Origin of the sequence: Sulfuracidifex tepidarius (assembly GCF_008326425.1) — an archaeon.
Lineage (GTDB): Archaea > Thermoproteota > Thermoprotei_A > Sulfolobales > Sulfolobaceae > Sulfuracidifex > Sulfuracidifex tepidarius.
The window spans coordinates 380757-397202 of record NZ_AP018929.1 but is presented as its reverse complement, the minus strand read 5'-3'; the positions used below and the strand labels follow the sequence as shown (position 1 = coordinate 397202).

Genomic DNA, 16446 nt, shown 5'->3' with positions numbered 1-16446 from the left:
ATAATAGATATTTCTATGATTATGCTGATAGTCCATATGTATACTTTAGTGTTAAAGAATTGAGACTCACTTTCACGTTGTACTCTAAATCTAGAATTGGTGTACATGAATATGGATCGAACTTAATACACGAATCTCATGTTTTTTAATGAGTTTCGGAACTTACTTCAAGCATCTTGTCTATCCTCTTCATTACTCCATTATCTATAGTTCCTGCATGTATCTTTATTAGCTCTATTATTTCTTGTTTTTCGATTTTATGAGTCTCCTTCTGCATTATGGACATCTGCGATATTACCTTTGATACCGTAGATGTAGAAAGGCAGAACTTTGATCCTAACCCTTTCCTAACTCTAGATATCACTTCCTTAAGGTCATTTACCGTTTCCTGAGTAAAGTTAAATCCATTAGCTTTCATCACTACCTCAACGTCTGAGTCTCCCTTAGGGCAATCCAAATAAAAGACGGAAAATCTTCTGGTAATGGCGTCGCCTATTTGATATAGGTTCCTTAAGTCCTTCAAGTTCATTGTCGCTATAACCCTCAACTTACTTAGGGGACTTTTCCCAGTGTTCTTCTCGTTCTCTATTACCTTAAGGAGCTGAGATAGCTGAGGATCGGGCGGAAAAGACCTTATTTCTTCCATCAAAGAGGACGGAATTCTCCATTTAGAGGCGTCAGCGGATGAAAACATGGTAAAAAAGTCACCGAAAGCTTTGTCTATGTCTGCACGATTGAGCTCTTCTAATACTACGGGAAACAATGCATTATCTGGTATTCTAGATGCCTTCACGTAAGCTCTGAGAATTACTCCGGGCTTCCAAGAGATTGATCCTTCCCTCAGGGTCTCTCCTCCTATTAAATCCCTTCTCGTCCACAGCGCGTTAGCGGTAGCCTTCTCGCCGTTAGAACAAAGTGAATCTGCTATGGTGGTAGCTATTTCAGTCTTTCCTACTCCTGGCGGTCCTACAAGCAAAATGTTTCCTATCCTCAGGGACGCAAACATGAAGTCTAAAATTCTAGGATTCTGCAGATAGAGATTGTTAGAAATTAAATCTTTAGCTTCCTCAAGTGCTTTTTCCACAGATTTACATTGGGGATTCGCATTATTTACTTCTTCTGTAATGATACCTTGAGATAGATCTTCAAGTTCATTTGTTATCTGTTTATAGAATTTATAAGTTTCCTCTACCTCTCCGCTCTCAATCTTGGACATGATGAAATCTTTCACACCGTTTATGTATTTCGAATCATTGTAACAGTTATTAGACTGAGAAGCTTGTACACCCTCTATTTCTTCTCCTACTGCGTTTCTCAAGATAGAAGGGACTTGGTCTTGAAGGTTTCCTCCCTTTCTTAACCACTCTCGTATCTCAGGTATGCTTTCACGGATTGAGTTTCTCACGGATCTGGACAACCATATTACCTTCATTCTGAATCTAAGAATCCAGTACTTCTCGTTTGAGCCAGATTCCTCCTTCCAATATCTGAAATTTCTGATTGAATCTATATTAATATCTGTTATTATTCCAGCTCCTATAAATCTCCTTTTATTCTTTTCATCCGATGGTACGTAAAGTAAGCTTATCATAATCTTGTTGAGGGAGGGTACCATATCTATTCTGGACCCATCATTTTTAAGATAAGATAAGAAGTATCTTTTGAAAAGCGCTGAAAAAGGATACCCAACTGGCTCACTTCCATTCCCTCTGACACTGATCTTCACCGAACCTTTGCTATCTCCCCAAATTAAGTAACCTGGTTCTCCGAGAATGGAATAAATTAAAGATGCATCCATGTCGAACGGTGAATCTGAGCTATCTCTAAAAATACATGGAACAATTTCAGAGTTCTCATGAGACAAATAATCCTTGATTCCTTCTACACTTTCAATGAGCTTAAATTCGTTCCTAATACTAAACCAATCGGAGTACATTTACCTCTATCTTTTTAGAGCAATTTAATAAAAATTTTGAACGAAAGGTCAGAAGTCCTCCAAGTCTGATATAATACTTAGTATTTTTCTCTAAAATTTTTAGCTATAACTTCTCAATTTAATAGATAGAAAATATTCTTATTATATTCAATTAGATACTGGTACCTAGTATAAATAGAGACATGATAGATTCGAGTAACTCTCTGTCAATATTTCATAAGATCTAGTTTGAGGGATATGAAGATAAGAGATAAGGGATTTATAATATTAATTCCAGATGAAATATCGGACAAAGTATTTAAGAATCTAGAAAATGAATATAATATTAAAAAGCAGGAAAAAGATATCTAATTATATTTTTAAGGTATTCGCTACTTTTTTGTTTAATAAAAAGGATACTTTTGTATTATTTGATGAGGAAAAGGGGATCATTTCGTGGGAAAGTTAAGGGTGCATATGTAAAGAGTTAAGTTCTCTTTAAATAAGGAAAAATCTCCTAGAAAGAAGTTCGTATAAATTTTTTAGCAAACTAATTGAAATATTTATATTTCATGCAAAAGCCTTGTTTTTCATTCCTACATTCCTCTATTCCTTCCCGTCTTCTCTCTCTTCCTTGATGATCTCACATGATAAAATGGAATTACTGAACAAACTTACGTGATTCAAGGCTTCATTAATTATTTCCTTTACGTGTTCATCGTTCAGCTTATATATTACATTTTTCCCCTTTCTTTCCCACTTCACCACCCCGCAGTTCTTTAGGCACGCCATATGGTGTGAGACCAATGGCTGTGATTTCCCTACCCTCTTACAGATCTCCTGAACCGAGGCCTCACCGTTCTTCAGTAGGAACATGACTATCCTAAGCCTAGTGGAATCTGAAAGGGCTGAGAAGAATGATTCCAACTCTGCCATCAACGCGAAGTCTTCAGTTTTCTCTTTTTCCATGTTTACTCTATCCATCTTCAGCCTTTTTAAGTTGAATAGTTATACATATAAACATATGTATATATATGATAAGAAGAGAAGTATAATTGATGAAAGATGAAATTGAACCTTAGAATAGAGAAAGAAGATGAAAATAAGTGTGAATATTGCGGGAAACCTCTAACTCCAGAGAACGTGTACTCTAGAGAAATGAAAGGTAAGGTACACTACTTCTGCTGTTCTCATTGTGCAGATGCTTTTGAGAAAAAAGAGAACGAGTCACATTGTTGTTAGTGATACGTCATGAAGTTGGTCATACTAGGCTACGGAGCTGCAGGCTTTGCAGCCATGATAAAAGCTAACGAACTGGGAGTGAAGCCCGTTCTCATAGGTAGTGGTCCTTTAGGAGGCACATGTGTGAACGTGGGTTGCGTCCCATCTAAGACATTGCTCCACGAGGGAGAGATAGCAAAACAATGCGGTAAGAACGCGGACTTCTCCAAATCCATGGAGATCAAGAATAACATAGTAGAGGAGATGAGGAAGAAGAAATACGAGGACGTGCTGTCCTCCTATGACGTGGAGCTAGTGGAAGGCAAAGCTCATTTCATTTCCCCTAAAGCAGTGAAGGTAGGGGACAAAGTTGTGGAAGGCGACAAATTCATCATAGCAACTGGTTCATCTCCTTCAATTCCAGACATCCCCGGTTTGAGGGAAGTAGGATTCTGGACTAACGTTGAGGCTCTCTCATCAAGGAAAGTTAACTCTTTGATCGTGGTAGGAGGAAGAGCTCTTGGCGTAGAGTTTGCTCAGATGTACGCCAGAATGGGTATAGACGTTGCTTTGCTGCAGAGAAGTCCAGTGCTTCTACCTGACTGGGAACCTGAAGTGTCAATCGAAGCTAGGAATATTTTAGAAGACGACGGTGTAGTTGTAGCTACTAACGTCAGGGTGAAGGAAGTGAGGAAAGGGTTAGAGAAGGTAGTGGTGACTGATAAGGGTGAGGTAGAAGCTGACGAGATACTCATGGCTACTGGAAGGAAACCTAATGTCGATCTTAACCTTAAAGTTGCAGGCGTGTCGCTAAATGATAGGGGAGGTGTGAAGGTGAACGACGCTCTTCAAACATCAAATCCTAACGTTTATGCCGCAGGTGACGTAATAGGTGAACCAATGCTGGAGGCCGTAGCTGGGAGGGAAGGTTCCTTAGCAGCGGAGAACGCGATCACAGGGTCCAGAAAGGGAATAGATTTCCTCAGCGTTCCGAGAGCAGTCTTCGTCCAACCTAACATAGCCAGCGTCGGACTCAGGGAAATGGATGTTCCTCAGGCTGAGAGCAGAAAAGTTATGATGAAGGACATTGCAAAAGGTAGGATTGTAAACAGTAGAGGGTTCATAAAGATGGTAACCCAACAAGGAAGAGTAATGGGAGTATCTATGGTAGGTGAGAATGCCGCTGACGTAATAAACGAGGCTGCATTAGCAATCAAGATGAGGGTAACCGTAGATGATTTAATAGATACTATACATCTGTTCCCTACAATGGGTGAGGCGATCAGAATAGCTGCAATTTCATTCAGAGGAGATGTACAGAGAATGAGCTGTTGTGTCTAAAATAGGTTTGACAATAATAATTAGTAATATATCTAATTTATGAAACTTAAATAAAATAAATATAATTATTCTTTATTTTTAATTTATCTTCATTTTAGCTTCTATCTCTTTTAACTTCACTTATATAGCTTAAATTATTTAGAAAATAGTTTATTATTACAATATCAGTAGCGATATTGTTGAATTTTGTTCCCATGAATAAGACTATAATATTCTAAATAAAAGTTATTGTCATTGAATTAGATTAATGTTCCAAAGAATTTCGACTATCAATACTTCTCCATTTTCTAGATAGTGAACTATGATACCCTTACGGACGATGCATTCTCATTTCACTATAAGGATTTCATGCTTCTCAGAGCAATTTCTACTCTCTTCATCAAAAGCGGAGGTTTTATCTACTAGAACCGTTCTATAATGCCTCGTGTGGAAGAGGGATTACGAAAGGTTTGCTTTCCATAAACGTAAGTTCCACCAGTCCCGAGGATACGACTTAGCCCTTACATCCAATGTCTAAAAATGATTAGTTATTTTATATGTATAAATATAAAATATTACTATAAGAGATATCCTTCCTCTCCCTCAAGGATTGGTCTTCAGCTCCCTTAACTCCAAAATAACAAAACTTTCTTCTAAATGAAGATCCGTCATCCATCTTGACTTCAATGCCGTGCAAAATACCACTAGTTATACCACTGTACTATTAAGGTAATACATATAGTGTATTTACTTCTTTTCTATAAAATTATTCTTATTAATTTTTTATATCTCAAAACAAAGGAATAGATGATTCATGCTACTATTTTAAAGTAAACATTTTAAACGTTAATATAATCAACAAAGAACTCATTTTACGTCAAGGAAATATGATAATGTTTAATAATTTTTTATCACACTACCGAGAATCTTTATATTATTTTCATGTTAATTCTCTTCAATGTTCCTATCACAACGTGAGATAGAAAAACTCCTTCTCTCCTGGGCTGCTGAATTAGCCAGGAGAAGGAAAGCTAAGGGAATTAAGTTGAATTATCCAGAGGCAGTAGCGTTAATCAGCGACTTTATCATAGAATCAGCAAGAGAAGGGAAGAGAATGGATGAAATAATATCAGAATCACAAAACCTCCTCAGCGAAGAAGACGTAATGCCTGAGGTACCAGACATGATAGATATTCTGCAAGTAGAGGCAACGTTCCCAGATGGAACTAAGTTGGTTACAGTGAGGAACCCAATTAAGGGTAAAGGTAAAGAGAGAGTGAAGTTAGGAGACGATGACATTGAGGTTCAGGAACAAGGTGAAGTGGAGATAACCGTGAGAAACACGGGAGATAAACCAATTCAAGTGGGTTCTCATTATCATTTCTTCGAGGTTAATAAAGCCCTCTTCTTTGATAGGGAGAAAGCTCTAGGCATGAGGCTCGACATTCCCTCGGGAACATCAGTGAGGTTTGAGCCGGGGGAAGAGAAAAAGGTGAAACTTACTAGAATTAAAGGTAAGACGAGGATAGTAGGATTGAACGGATTAACTGAGGGATCCCCTGATCATAACAAGGGAGAAGTTATGAGGAGAGCTAGAGAGAGGGGATTTGCGTGAAGATAGAGAGAAAAAGATACTTCGACCTATATGGTCCTACAGTGGGCGACTCCTTGAGGTTAGCCGATACAGACCTTTGGATAACACTAGAGAAGGATCTAATCTCACACGGTGATGAGCTAGTATTTGGAGCGGGAAAAACGAGCAGAGACGGAATAGGAGTTTATCCCCTAGCATCCAAGGAAGAGGAAAGGATCTTGTAATAACTAACGTAATAGTAATGGATCCTGTGATCGGAATTATTAAGGCAGACGTGGGAATCAAGGACGGTTTAATAGTTGGAATTGGACATGCAGGAAATCCATTCACTATGGATGGAGTAACTATGGTAGTTGGAGGAGGAACAGAGGTGCTATCTGGAGAAGGTTTGATTGCCACGCTGGGCTTCATAGACTCTCACGTTCACTGGATAGCCCCGCAACAGACCTACGATGCTATATCCGCTGGGTTCACAACTATAGTAGGTGAAGGAACCGGTCCAGCCGAGGGAACTAAGGCTACCACAGCAACGCCGGGAAAATGGAACATTGAAATGATGTTGAAGGCATTGGATCAGATGCCAATAAACGTGGGTTTGACTGGGAAAGGTGTCTCTTCAAGACCTGAGCTGGAGAGACAGATTGAGTCTGGTGTCCTTGGCTTCAAGGTTCATGAGGATTGGGGAGCCATGCCCAGGGTGATAGATGAGACCCTCACGGTTGCCGACGAATATGACGTTCAAGTCACAATACATACCGACACGTCAAACGAGAGCGGCTACTACGAGGACACTGTGAGTGCCATAGGAGGTAGGACAATTCACGCGTATCATGTAGAGGGTGCAGGCGGAGGTCATGCGCCTGATATAATAAGAATTGTTGGAGAACTTAACGTTCTTCCTTCCTCTACTAATCCTACCAAACCTTTCACGGTTCACATTTATAAGGAACACCTCGAAATGTTAATGGCTGTGCATCACCTTAACCCAAAGATTCCCGAGGACGTTGCCTACGCCGAGTCGAGGATAAGGGACGAGACAATGGCTGCAGAAGATTATCTTCACGATCTAGGAGCAATCAGTATGATGAGCTCTGACTCCCAGGCCATGGGGAGAGTTGGAGAGAGTGGAATAAGGACGTTTCAACTAGCTCATAAAATGAAAACGTTGAACCTTAACGCGATGGATGATAATCAGAGAGTCCTGAGATATTTAGCTAAGGTTACAGTGAACCCAGCCATAACCCACGGCATATCCTCATACGTGGGTTCCCTCGAGCCAGGGAAGATAGCCGATATAGTACTTTGGGACCCAAGATTCTTCGCCGTTAGACCTTACATGGTGATAAAGGGAGGTGCAGTTGCATGGGCACTCATGGGAGAAACCAACGCCTCGGTGGGGCTACCGGGTATAGATGTGTAAGAAAATATATAAGCAGTAGCTTGAAAGTCTTCATCAAAGCTCACCTGGAACCTGGAGGCGTGGAGCTGTTTCAGGTGATAGGAGTGATGCCTTATCACCGACATGGGCCTCGACTTCCAACGTGAGTTGCTCTCCTCGATCGAGACGTAGAGGTAGACCTGCAGGGAGCGAAGGGATGGAAAGTAACCTCCGAGCTCCTCCTCGAACCTGGCTAAGGTTGAGTTGAAGCTCTCCGACGTGTTGTTGGTGTATAGGTAGTGCCTGACTTCCCTGGGGAAGTTGAGGAAGGCGCGGTACTTATCAGCAGCGTCTAGAAGCCTCTTGGCGTGAGCTGGAGAGAAGGGTTCAACGAGTTGACTGAGGGACGAGATTGCCTTCTTTTCCTCCTCAACGTTCCTCGAGGACTTGAGGTCCCTAACCCTAGCCATCAGCTCGTCCTTCTCCTTGTCAGGAAGAACCCTTATGAGGTTCCTGATCAAGTGGGTTATGCAGAGCTGGTGTTCTGAGGAGGGAAAGAGAGTGGACACCACGCGATCTAGACCCGAGAAGTCGTCGCTTACGATCACGTCTACTCTGCTGACTCCCCTGCTCACTAGACCTCCCAAGAAGGACTTCCAACCGTCCAGGTCCTCCCTATCCCTGACCTCGTAGTCCAGCACGGACTTGTTGACATCAAGGTCAACTCCTATGGCAATGTAAACCGCTCTCTCCACAATGGCCTCGTTGATCCTGACCTTAACGAACTTCACGTCCACGTAGAGCGCAAGGAGGTCGTGAGGTAGTTCGCGGTTCTTGAACTCCCTGAGCTTGTTGGATATCCTCTCCGCGACGCGGTCCATCACCACTTCACTGTACGGTATACCCTTGGCTGCGAGAACAGCCTTAACCTGACCTGGAGTCATCCCAGAAAGGACAAGTCCCAGGAGGAACTCCTCGTAGCCCTGGTCCATCCTCTCGTACTTCTCGGGGAGGATCTTCGGCCTGAATCCACCTTCCTGGTCCTCGGAACCCTGAGCCTCAACACCCCGTTTCCAGTGCCCAGATACCTGAAGTACGTCCCGTTCTTCTCGTCGTCCTCAACTTCAAGATACGCTTCCCTCTCCTCCATCATGGCCTCCTGTAGTATCATCTCCCCGATCTCCCTTAGGCTGACTCCTTCGTTGACTGCCTTCCTTATGGTCTCCCTCACTTCCTCCCTTACCTTCATGGTATTACCCTCCCTTATATTACCCCTTCCGGGGTTATTTTTACTTTTCGACATTATTTTTCACCTTTGGCTACCACAACTATAACTGGTAGCCCCTGAAGTTGTTCGTCCTGGAATATAAAGGTAACAGGTTGAACCTGTACAGCACCGACCTGGACCTGGACCGGGGGGATGTACTGGAGACGTGGAGGGTCAGGTGGGAGATAGAGGAGTTCCACCGGGACGTCAAGGCCCCGGGTCTCCAGGACTCCTTCCTGAGTAGCAGGCTCCAGGGGTACCTGCTCCTCTTCGTCACGGTGGTCAACGCGGTCAGGTACCTGGTCGCCTCCCTTAACCTGAGGAGCGTGGAAGACCTCCTCAGGTTCGTTGAAATTCGTTTAGGAGGTGCCCTAGGCTTGATGAAAACGTTTAAGCTACGTTAAAGTAGTACAACTGCTAATATAAGAGCGAATCGATGAGGGAGGACCCTCGCCGTGGCGGGGAGGAAGTCAGTATCTCGATACTAACGTTATTCTGTCTCTAGCAGATGATACAGACTTCGATAAACCCAAGAAGGTAAAGAAATTAAGCCAATTGCTGGGGAAATAACCTTGGTAGAACTGAGCTCTTTCTTTCCAGGAAACTCAAGGGCAAAATTAAACGCATTCGTAGTATAGGAAAGGTTCTTCATTAGCCTTGATCATCATTGAACAAGTTTTACCTCAAACTTTTTCCGTAATAAGATAGGAAATATCCTTAACGTTCTTCTCAGTTCCAGAAAGAACTATATGTGCTGAGAAATCGTAGCATTACCTAAATAAGGTCTAAACCGTGAAGCGGTAGCACCAAAGATATATTCACTCAATGTAGACTCAAAAATTAATATCGAGAATCTCTTAGCTACTAAGAAACGAGGTAGTAAAACGTGATAATTGATGAATTAACTCAAGAGGAATTAGACTTAATAGAAAAGAGGATAGACGAGGAGAGAGGAAGGAGAAAGCCTCAGCTGAGACTTCATCGTTGATGGTCTAGAAGATTTTTAGCTATATATGATGGAATATTTTCAGCATTCTTGGGAGACCATGATTCATTTCCTAGGTTACTCACATCCCCTAGTGGAGGGGAAGGTAAGACATTTCTGGAGCCTCTAGCGGGGGGAGGGACGGGAGTAGGGGAAGCCTCAATATACGGCTTCAGTTCCTTCGGAATAGATGTAAATCCCGTAGCTTATCATGTAATGAAGGGATACACGTCGTTACAAAAGGGGATTAATCTTGACCAAAACTTACTGATCGCAGCACAGAAGGTAACCAAAGATCTGTGGTTTTATAAAGGAAATTTGGTTTCATACGTTTTTGTAACTAGGGGGAAAGTTCCCACATGGATATATACCTCCGGGAGAGCACCTCAACTCCTTTGTCCGCGATGCGGCAGAGTTTGGGGAATGGAAGTCAACGAAATTGAGATCCGTAAACATCCTAAACTCCTAGAAGGGAGAACCGTTAGGTGTCCTCATTGCGGTGACGAGTTTCGAATCACCATAAAGCCAGAGTATGACCCCGTATCACCTGTTAGGATCGGAAGATGGATGAGCTTCGGGTTCCTCACCTCGGACCGCAGGGGGGTAAAGAATTTCTTTCATGACTTAGTATGGACAATAAATTACAAAGCCGTTAATGAGAAACTACAAAGAGACAATCGAGGGTATCCCAATGTGGTTCTCCGTAAATTGAAGTAAGTGTGAAACTGTGTGAACAGTTCACGACCCTCACCTTGTTAGTAAATGCTGGAGTTCTGAAACCGAGTAATCAGTGTTTACCCGTGGCGTAACTTCTCCTTACTTTTAATTACTTCTAATTCCGCCACGGTCACCCCTCTTAAGGGGTTAAATAGTTGCATTTTAACGAGATATACAATACGTAAATGTTGCACGTTAGCATATTTGTGTGTATACCGTCTTTATAAAATATTCCGCTAACGCGTATATGAAAACGTTACTTCTTGCGTCTTATAATCCCGTACATTTCACCGCCTATTACAAACCCTTCCTTTCCGCCTGGTATCAACTCATAATTACTCTTAACGTAATCGTAAAAAGTGTCCATAAATTCCTCAAGAGTCATTCCCAGTTCTTTCCTTAAATCCTGAACAGTTACATATCCTAACGAGTCCTTCATCTCCTCATACAACCTATCCAAATCTTTAGGAGTCTTTTTTTACCCTTAATCTCCTTGAGGGTTTTTAAAACATCATCTAACTTTTTTCCAAACTGGAATTAGATTGACCAATATTTTTACCCAAAATGGAGTTTAGCGTATTATACAACTCGTTAGCCCATTCCAAAAATTCGTTCTTCTCCTCATCACTAAGCTGATCTAAGTATAAGCCTATATAACGTATCTTATCTATAACCGTCCTATCCTTAAGTGTGCCTAAATACACCTTCTTACCTTTCTCGTAGGTCATCAGTCGATGACGTGCTGTAATACTATATAAACGTTACTTGACCGAAAAACGGTATTTAAAAGTAATTGAAAATAACGAATAGTTTTGCAAAAGTATTACAGTCTTTTTAGTCACTTATGTCAGGTTTAGAACAGTATTCATTCGATGAGAAGAACTTTAAGACAGAAATCAATATTTACGAGTTCACCTATTCTTGAAGGACGAATTAGGGATGAATTCACCTTTTCAAACTCTTCTGACGTTCGTAAGGCAACTTGCGTCACGTGCTCGCCTTTCCACCTTTTGGAACTCACCTTTATTTTCTTACCCTCCTCCTTCTCGCTGTGAAGATAGGCTACGTGTCCACAAACCGCTCCCTGTGCAAGGCAGACTCTACGGTGAAACTCGATCATCTGGAGAGAGTGAAGGGTGTAGCTAACAGTAACCTGGAGTGTCTGAAGAGGACCTTGGAGTGGAACGTGGAACACGACATTCTCTTCTTCAGGATAAGCTCCAACACGATACCGTTCGCGTCCCATCCCAAGATGACCTTTGACTGGAGGAAGGAAATGAGGGGACTCTTGGAGGAGGTCGGGGAAGTGATAAGGGAGAAGTCCATCAGGATCTCAATGCATCCAGGGCAGTACACCGTCCTGAACTCTGAGAGGGGTGAAGTGGTGAGGAGCTCTATAGAGGAACTGAAGTACCACGCCGACTTGTTGGACTTGATGGGCGTTGAAGGAAAGATACAGATACACGTGGGTAGTTCCAAGGGAGGGAAGGAGGAAGGGGTCAGGAGGTTCGTTGAGAACTTCTCCCTGTTGCCTGAGAACTTGAGGAACAGACTGGTGGTGGAGAACGACGACAGGGTGTACACAGTGAGGGACTGCTTAGAGGTATGGAGGGGAACTGGGATACCGATAGTGCTGGACAACCTACACCATTCCCTGAACAACGACGGGGAGAGCTTGGAAGAAGCGCTGGACTTAGTGAGGGGAACTTGGAGGGGTACGCCTATGATGGACTACAGCTCCCAGGAGCCAGGGGAGAGGAGAGGCGTCCACGCCTCCACTTTGTCTGAAACGGACTTCAGGGATTTCCTGAAAGTTGTGAAAGACGTAGACGTCATGCTGGAGATAAAGGATAAGGAAGCCAGTGCCCTGAAGGCTGTGAGGATAGCCAAGGAGATGAATAAAATAAAATCTTTTTAATTTAATAATGTTTTATTCTCTAAGAGTTTCCCTTTTTTAATTGGATTTTCCCTTAGTTTTTAGTCTGCACCTAAATTATTTAGAGAAGAAAAGGAGAAATTCATGAGGATAGTGTAATGAAACAGGGAAGAGAAAGACATCGAAGTGAATTCACACTTGTTCTGTGGTAATGGAAAAAGATTATCGTGTTCTTCACAATCACGATGAAGCTAAGTTGTAAATAACACCTCTCTCACGAGAGATATTACCAAAGTCGTTTACTTGAATGGTAGTTAGCTTCTAGTCTACACGCTATCCAGGACTTCTGCTTCACGGGGAAAGAAGACGCAGACGAAAGCAGAGTAACGTGGGTAGCAGTTGGATGTCATAAAAGAGGAGAGAGCGTTGAAAGTTAAGGAGGAACTACGTGATGGAAGCCGTCTCTAAATCTTCACGATCTCGACCTAACAAGGCTTAGTAGGTAATGAAATTCACTCCACATCATCACGATGCTGATCCTAAAGTTATAAGCAACAGCGTATCGTCTGGTACCGCCCTCTACCCGATCCTCTTCGGGGATATCCCATTTCGTTAGGCACATGTCGTGTTATAGAGTCATGCCTCTCTTAGAGTGAGACAGTGCGCCGGCGTGTCGTCTGGTTCATCGTCACAATCTATGACCGCAGTTAGGACAGAAGTAGGAAGGTCTTGAGAGAGGATTACCGCAGTTTGGACAGAAGCGATGGTACTGAACTGGATGGCCCGGTGCGGAAGGGGGTTGTCCACCGTAAGACGTAATCACTTGTTGTATTTGCTGAAGGATAGAACTCTCCTGCTGGTAGCTCCCGAGAACGCTGGCAACGTCGATCCCAGCGAAAGCCCCTGAGAGGAGGGTGAGGAACTTGTTGTGCAGTAACTCGTCCGAAGCGACGCCTATCCCCGTCTCAGCAGACGCCCACTCCAGCTGTTGCCTCGCGCTCGTGATCCCGGTCTCTATCAATACCTTCCCCTGGTTCTGGCATACCTTCACGGTGTAGTAATGGCCCCTTATCCCCCTGGCATGGATTTGGAGGACCAAGATGTTGGGGGAGTAGGTGGAGGTCACGGTCATCCCTTCGCTCCTGAATAGCATCTTCAAGTCCTGGGACAGCTGCTTCATGACTAATGGTTTGCTCACGTCTAACCACAAGGTCTTCCCTCCCATCCCTACAGGACGGCAGATCATGGACTCAACGAAGTCGTTTCCCATGAGGAAAATGGGACACGGAAAATATATATCGTTTTTCGTGCCCTCTCTGTTCTGGCGGGAAAATCGGGAGACGGGCTTTCTTCGCTTATCTCTGGACTACGATGGGAGGGCCGCTCCCTGGAGTATGAGACCTACGTCCCGTTACGCAGGCCAGCATGACTAGCGTAGAGCTTGTGGTCGTGAGTGTCGTCCACGACCAGGAGGACAAGGTGAAAGAATCGCCTACTTCTTTTTAGCAGTTAATAGTTTTTTAATTTTTTTATATATATATATGTAGTTCGTTTATACATATATATATAAATTAATTAAATGACAAACAATCATAAATTAGAGAGCCCTGAATGTGATATGATGCAGTTCCCTTCAAAGAAAAAGAAAGCTGCTTCCGTCCTGAACCTGGTAATTTCAATCTCCGTCCTGGTCGCAGTCACGGTCACGACGAAGACCGAGTTCATACTCCCTCCTTTCCTAGCTACAGCTGCAACTAAATATCCAGACCCGGACTGGAGGATGAACAGGAGCGTTGTGATATTGTTTTCATATGTCCTCTGTAGCGTAATAGGGTTAGCGTTCTCCCTCCTAGGCCTACACGGTATAATCATGGCGTCCATAGCGTCCTTTATCTCTTTTTCCTTGTGTGTCTTGATGAACATAGAGCACCCTCCAGCAGTCCTCGCAACTTTCCTGGGGGTGTTAGAGAGAGTCCACTTGTTTTACATTGTACACCCTATCATAACTGGAGTCATCATAGTAGAGGGAGTCAATTATCTCCTCACTAAATACGTTGAACCGAGATTAGGGTGAACCACGGGGAGGATGCTTTCAGTCTCTGCAACTGACTTCATGTCTCACCATGAAGACTTATTTTTGGAACTTAAACAGTGTGGTCTTGAATAGGAAAAGATTCAAGGAAGGGAAGGCGATAATGCGTTTTTGGCGTTCCCATAGGGTATCTTGGATCATCCGTTCAACGTGGACTCAGCACGCGTGTGAAAGACCATTAAAAGGAATTGATCTAGATCAGGCTTTCACAGTAACTCATGTAGAGATATGTGATAAGCAATAAGAGATCTTAGTCCATGAATTCTGGTCTGAAAGGATCGAAACGTCACCATCGACGCTGTAAAAGTAGTTTTGAATAACGTAATTTCCTATCACATTACAGACGGGTATCTCCTCCTCATCGTGAAAATCTCATAACTCGGTGTACACTAGACTTGGATTAAGGCGCATGACACACTGAAAAACTGAGCGATCTCTTATTCACGATAACGTTATAGTAGTCCTGATCTTTGGAGATAGATAAAAATCATCTGTCTTCTAGGGAAGTTCCTTGTGAATAAGTCGAGGAATTACCTTGTCAGTTCGTGTCCATTTAAATCTCTTAATCAGAACACGACACCTCAACGCTTTCACGCAGATTTCTGCAAGACTATGGCGAGTCTATTAGTCCAATCTTCATTAAAAACGGTTGCTCTGATCGACCTTTATCACTTCCATGAATAAGAACTTAGGTTGATCCTCAGTGCTGCTTTAATGCCTTTTTAATATCGCCAAGATAAATAAGGATTCCTCCTGTTTCTGAGCTCTATCGCTTTGTCGTACTCCAAAGGAAACTCGTCCCTAAGGTATTGGAGAGCATATTCACATAAGTACATTTCTCTTTCCTTCTTTTCGAATAGTTTTACCATGATAATCTAATATGCGTTACTAGTTAATAAGTCTATCTAAATTAAGAAAGAATCTATCAATAGATAAACTAGAAGGATAGATAATTCAGATCGCATCATGTAATCTCTTAGATAGAAATCTTTCCTTTTCCACTTTGTAACTCTAAGTAGTGCAGATAGATACGAACGCTTTTTGCGTCTTTAGACTAGCAGACCTTCTTGTCATCAAGTTCTTTTCGGAACATTTCAATTATCAGCACCACGTGGAATACACTTACCATACCTTAAACAAGTTCAGACTCCCTCTTTGGATCTCTTCAAATCTAGAGCTTACGTGACTCCCTTTAGCTAGGCGCTTGATTAGAACTTATCATGAGCCACGGACTCGCATAAAAGAAAAATAAGTGCCTTGCATGATCCTGAAAAGAAAGACACTGAGTTCTTAAATAGCTAGGTGGGCCATGACGAAAATTAACAATAACTGAAGTATCCCTTGTACTCCAGATAGCTTGAAGTTTATCATCATTAACTTTCCAATTTTTCCGTAGCTAGGTTCATCTTTGTTCAATTCAAGCACTACTCTGACCTCATTTGGCAAGAATATCCCGAAACCTTGTATCATCAATATAGCTATTATTATTACGGCAGATATTATCAACGGAGAGCTTAAGCTAAAAATTCCCATTTCACTTGCTAAAATGTACCCGCTAGTAACGGCTACCGTTGCTATGCTCGGCATGAGGAAGAGCATGGTGGGAGTTAAACTCCTCGCTACGTCGGCTTTCGCCTTCGGATCAAGAGACTTCAACGTGTAAGATAAAACAAACCCCATAAAGATATCGATGCCCGTCCAAAGCAGACCGGACATCACGTGGACATAATCAAGTAAAATGATATCGTTCAGCACATACGCTGTAATGAGCCCTGTAATGGGGATAACAAGGGCTAACACTCCTCTCGGAGTGACCCATTTTACTTTGATCGCATCCTTTTCCTCGCTAATTTCTTTTTTCATTTAGGTTAATGTACTCTATCATCTATTTAAAGTATTCTTCTAATTATAGACTTCTAACTATAGAAGAACTAGATATATCGATAGAATAATGTTGTAGAAGAGTGTCTCCATGTAAAATAAATGCTTCAGTAGTGTTCCACTATGTTAAGCTTTACCTCAATTCTCTACCTCATTTACGTGGAAGCAGGTTATGTTCAAGGGTAAGCCAAAAACTGGCT

The 16446-nt window shown here is 42.4% G+C and carries 16 protein-coding genes and 2 pseudogenes; 9 read left to right on the top strand and 9 right to left on the bottom strand.

Annotated elements, in window-relative coordinates:
• Positions 1 to 145: 145 nt before the first annotated feature.
• Together IC007_RS01900 and IC007_RS01895 are read right to left on the bottom strand one after the other, a co-directional pair.
• Positions 146 to 1798 carry an AAA family ATPase gene (locus IC007_RS01900; RefSeq protein WP_162302159.1) on the bottom strand — a complete coding sequence of 551 codons (1653 nt, stop codon included), beginning with the start codon at positions 1796 to 1798 and terminating at the stop codon, positions 146 to 148.
• Between the two features lie 723 nt (positions 1799 to 2521).
• Positions 2522 to 2884: an ArsR/SmtB family transcription factor gene (locus IC007_RS01895; RefSeq protein WP_232048972.1), complete on the bottom strand. Its 363-nt coding sequence runs from the start codon at positions 2882 to 2884 to the stop codon at positions 2522 to 2524.
• A gap of 96 nt (positions 2885 to 2980) precedes the next feature.
• On the opposite strand from IC007_RS01895, the gene IC007_RS01890 reads away from it, so the two are divergent.
• The 5 genes from IC007_RS01890 (at position 2981) to IC007_RS01875 (ending at position 7470) form a co-directional block, all read left to right on the top strand.
• Complete coding sequence (locus tag IC007_RS01890) at positions 2981 to 3157, top strand: TRASH domain-containing protein (RefSeq protein WP_083477041.1); 177 nt, start codon at positions 2981 to 2983, stop codon at positions 3155 to 3157.
• Positions 3158 to 3166: 9 nt separating this feature from the next.
• Positions 3167 to 4477: a mercury(II) reductase gene (gene merA, locus IC007_RS01885; protein ID WP_149528261.1), complete on the top strand. Its 1311-nt coding sequence runs from the start codon at positions 3167 to 3169 to the stop codon at positions 4475 to 4477.
• Between the two features lie 937 nt (positions 4478 to 5414).
• Entirely contained in the window at positions 5415 to 6071 is a 657-nt protein-coding gene (locus IC007_RS01880) for an urease subunit gamma (protein ID WP_149528260.1), read from the top strand.
• Positions 6068 to 6274, top strand: a complete 207-nt coding sequence (locus IC007_RS14005; RefSeq protein WP_256202694.1) for a hypothetical protein — start codon at positions 6068 to 6070, stop codon at positions 6272 to 6274. Before IC007_RS01880 ends, IC007_RS14005 begins: the two co-directional genes overlap by 4 nt.
• 17 nt (positions 6275 to 6291) lie before the next feature.
• The gene (locus IC007_RS01875; RefSeq protein ID WP_256202693.1) at positions 6292 to 7470 is read left to right on the top strand and encodes an urease subunit alpha; all 1179 of its coding nucleotides are present in this window, start codon (positions 6292 to 6294) and stop codon (positions 7468 to 7470) included.
• Positions 7471 to 7493: 23 nt separating this feature from the next.
• On the opposite strand, the pseudogene IC007_RS01870 reads toward IC007_RS01875, so the two are convergent.
• Positions 7494 to 8731, bottom strand: a pseudogene (locus IC007_RS01870) (IS256 family transposase); the annotation flags it as partial.
• A gap of 41 nt (positions 8732 to 8772) precedes the next feature.
• On the opposite strand from IC007_RS01870, the pseudogene IC007_RS01865 reads away from it, so the two are divergent.
• Together IC007_RS01865 and IC007_RS01860 are read left to right on the top strand one after the other, a co-directional pair.
• A pseudogene (locus IC007_RS01865) lies at positions 8773 to 9099 on the top strand (IS701 family transposase); the annotation flags it as partial.
• Positions 9100 to 9731: 632 nt separating this feature from the next.
• Positions 9732 to 10397: a TFIIB-type zinc ribbon-containing protein gene (locus tag IC007_RS01860; RefSeq protein ID WP_054846502.1), complete on the top strand. Its 666-nt coding sequence runs from the start codon at positions 9732 to 9734 to the stop codon at positions 10395 to 10397.
• A 256-nt stretch (positions 10398 to 10653) separates the two neighbouring features.
• Here IC007_RS01860 and IC007_RS01855 read toward each other — a convergent pair whose 3' ends face one another.
• Together IC007_RS01855 and IC007_RS01850 are read right to left on the bottom strand one after the other, a co-directional pair.
• On the bottom strand, positions 10654 to 10857 hold the full coding sequence (locus IC007_RS01855; RefSeq protein WP_232048971.1) for a PepK: 204 nt from the start codon (positions 10855 to 10857) through the stop codon (positions 10654 to 10656).
• Between the two features lie 55 nt (positions 10858 to 10912).
• Positions 10913 to 11125, bottom strand: a complete 213-nt coding sequence (locus IC007_RS01850) for a hypothetical protein (protein ID WP_232048970.1) — start codon at positions 11123 to 11125, stop codon at positions 10913 to 10915.
• A 323-nt stretch (positions 11126 to 11448) separates the two neighbouring features.
• Here IC007_RS01850 and uvsE point away from each other — a divergent pair, with 323 nt between their 5' ends.
• Positions 11449 to 12315 carry a UV DNA damage repair endonuclease UvsE gene (uvsE, locus tag IC007_RS01845; RefSeq protein ID WP_149528259.1) on the top strand — a complete coding sequence of 289 codons (867 nt, stop codon included), beginning with the start codon at positions 11449 to 11451 and terminating at the stop codon, positions 12313 to 12315.
• Positions 12316 to 12961: 646 nt separating this feature from the next.
• On the opposite strand, the gene IC007_RS01840 is transcribed toward uvsE, so the two are convergent.
• A complete protein-coding gene (locus tag IC007_RS01840; protein ID WP_054846501.1) occupies positions 12962 to 13543 on the bottom strand; it encodes a zinc ribbon domain-containing protein in 582 nt (193 codons plus the stop codon).
• 131 nt (positions 13544 to 13674) lie between these two features.
• Entirely contained in the window at positions 13675 to 13782 is a 108-nt protein-coding gene (locus tag IC007_RS14155) for a hypothetical protein (protein ID WP_149528895.1), read from the bottom strand.
• Positions 13783 to 13852: 70 nt separating this feature from the next.
• On the opposite strand from IC007_RS14155, the gene IC007_RS01830 reads away from it, so the two are divergent.
• Entirely contained in the window at positions 13853 to 14347 is a 495-nt protein-coding gene (locus IC007_RS01830) for an HPP family protein (RefSeq protein ID WP_232048969.1), read from the top strand.
• A gap of 740 nt (positions 14348 to 15087) precedes the next feature.
• On the opposite strand, the gene IC007_RS13135 is transcribed toward IC007_RS01830, so the two are convergent.
• Both IC007_RS13135 and IC007_RS01825 read right to left on the bottom strand, forming a co-directional pair.
• Positions 15088 to 15234, bottom strand: a complete 147-nt coding sequence (locus tag IC007_RS13135) for a hypothetical protein (protein ID WP_156303830.1) — start codon at positions 15232 to 15234, stop codon at positions 15088 to 15090.
• A 421-nt stretch (positions 15235 to 15655) separates the two neighbouring features.
• Complete coding sequence (locus IC007_RS01825) at positions 15656 to 16228, bottom strand: hypothetical protein (protein ID WP_054846500.1); 573 nt, start codon at positions 16226 to 16228, stop codon at positions 15656 to 15658.
• Positions 16229 to 16446 lie beyond the last annotated feature (218 nt).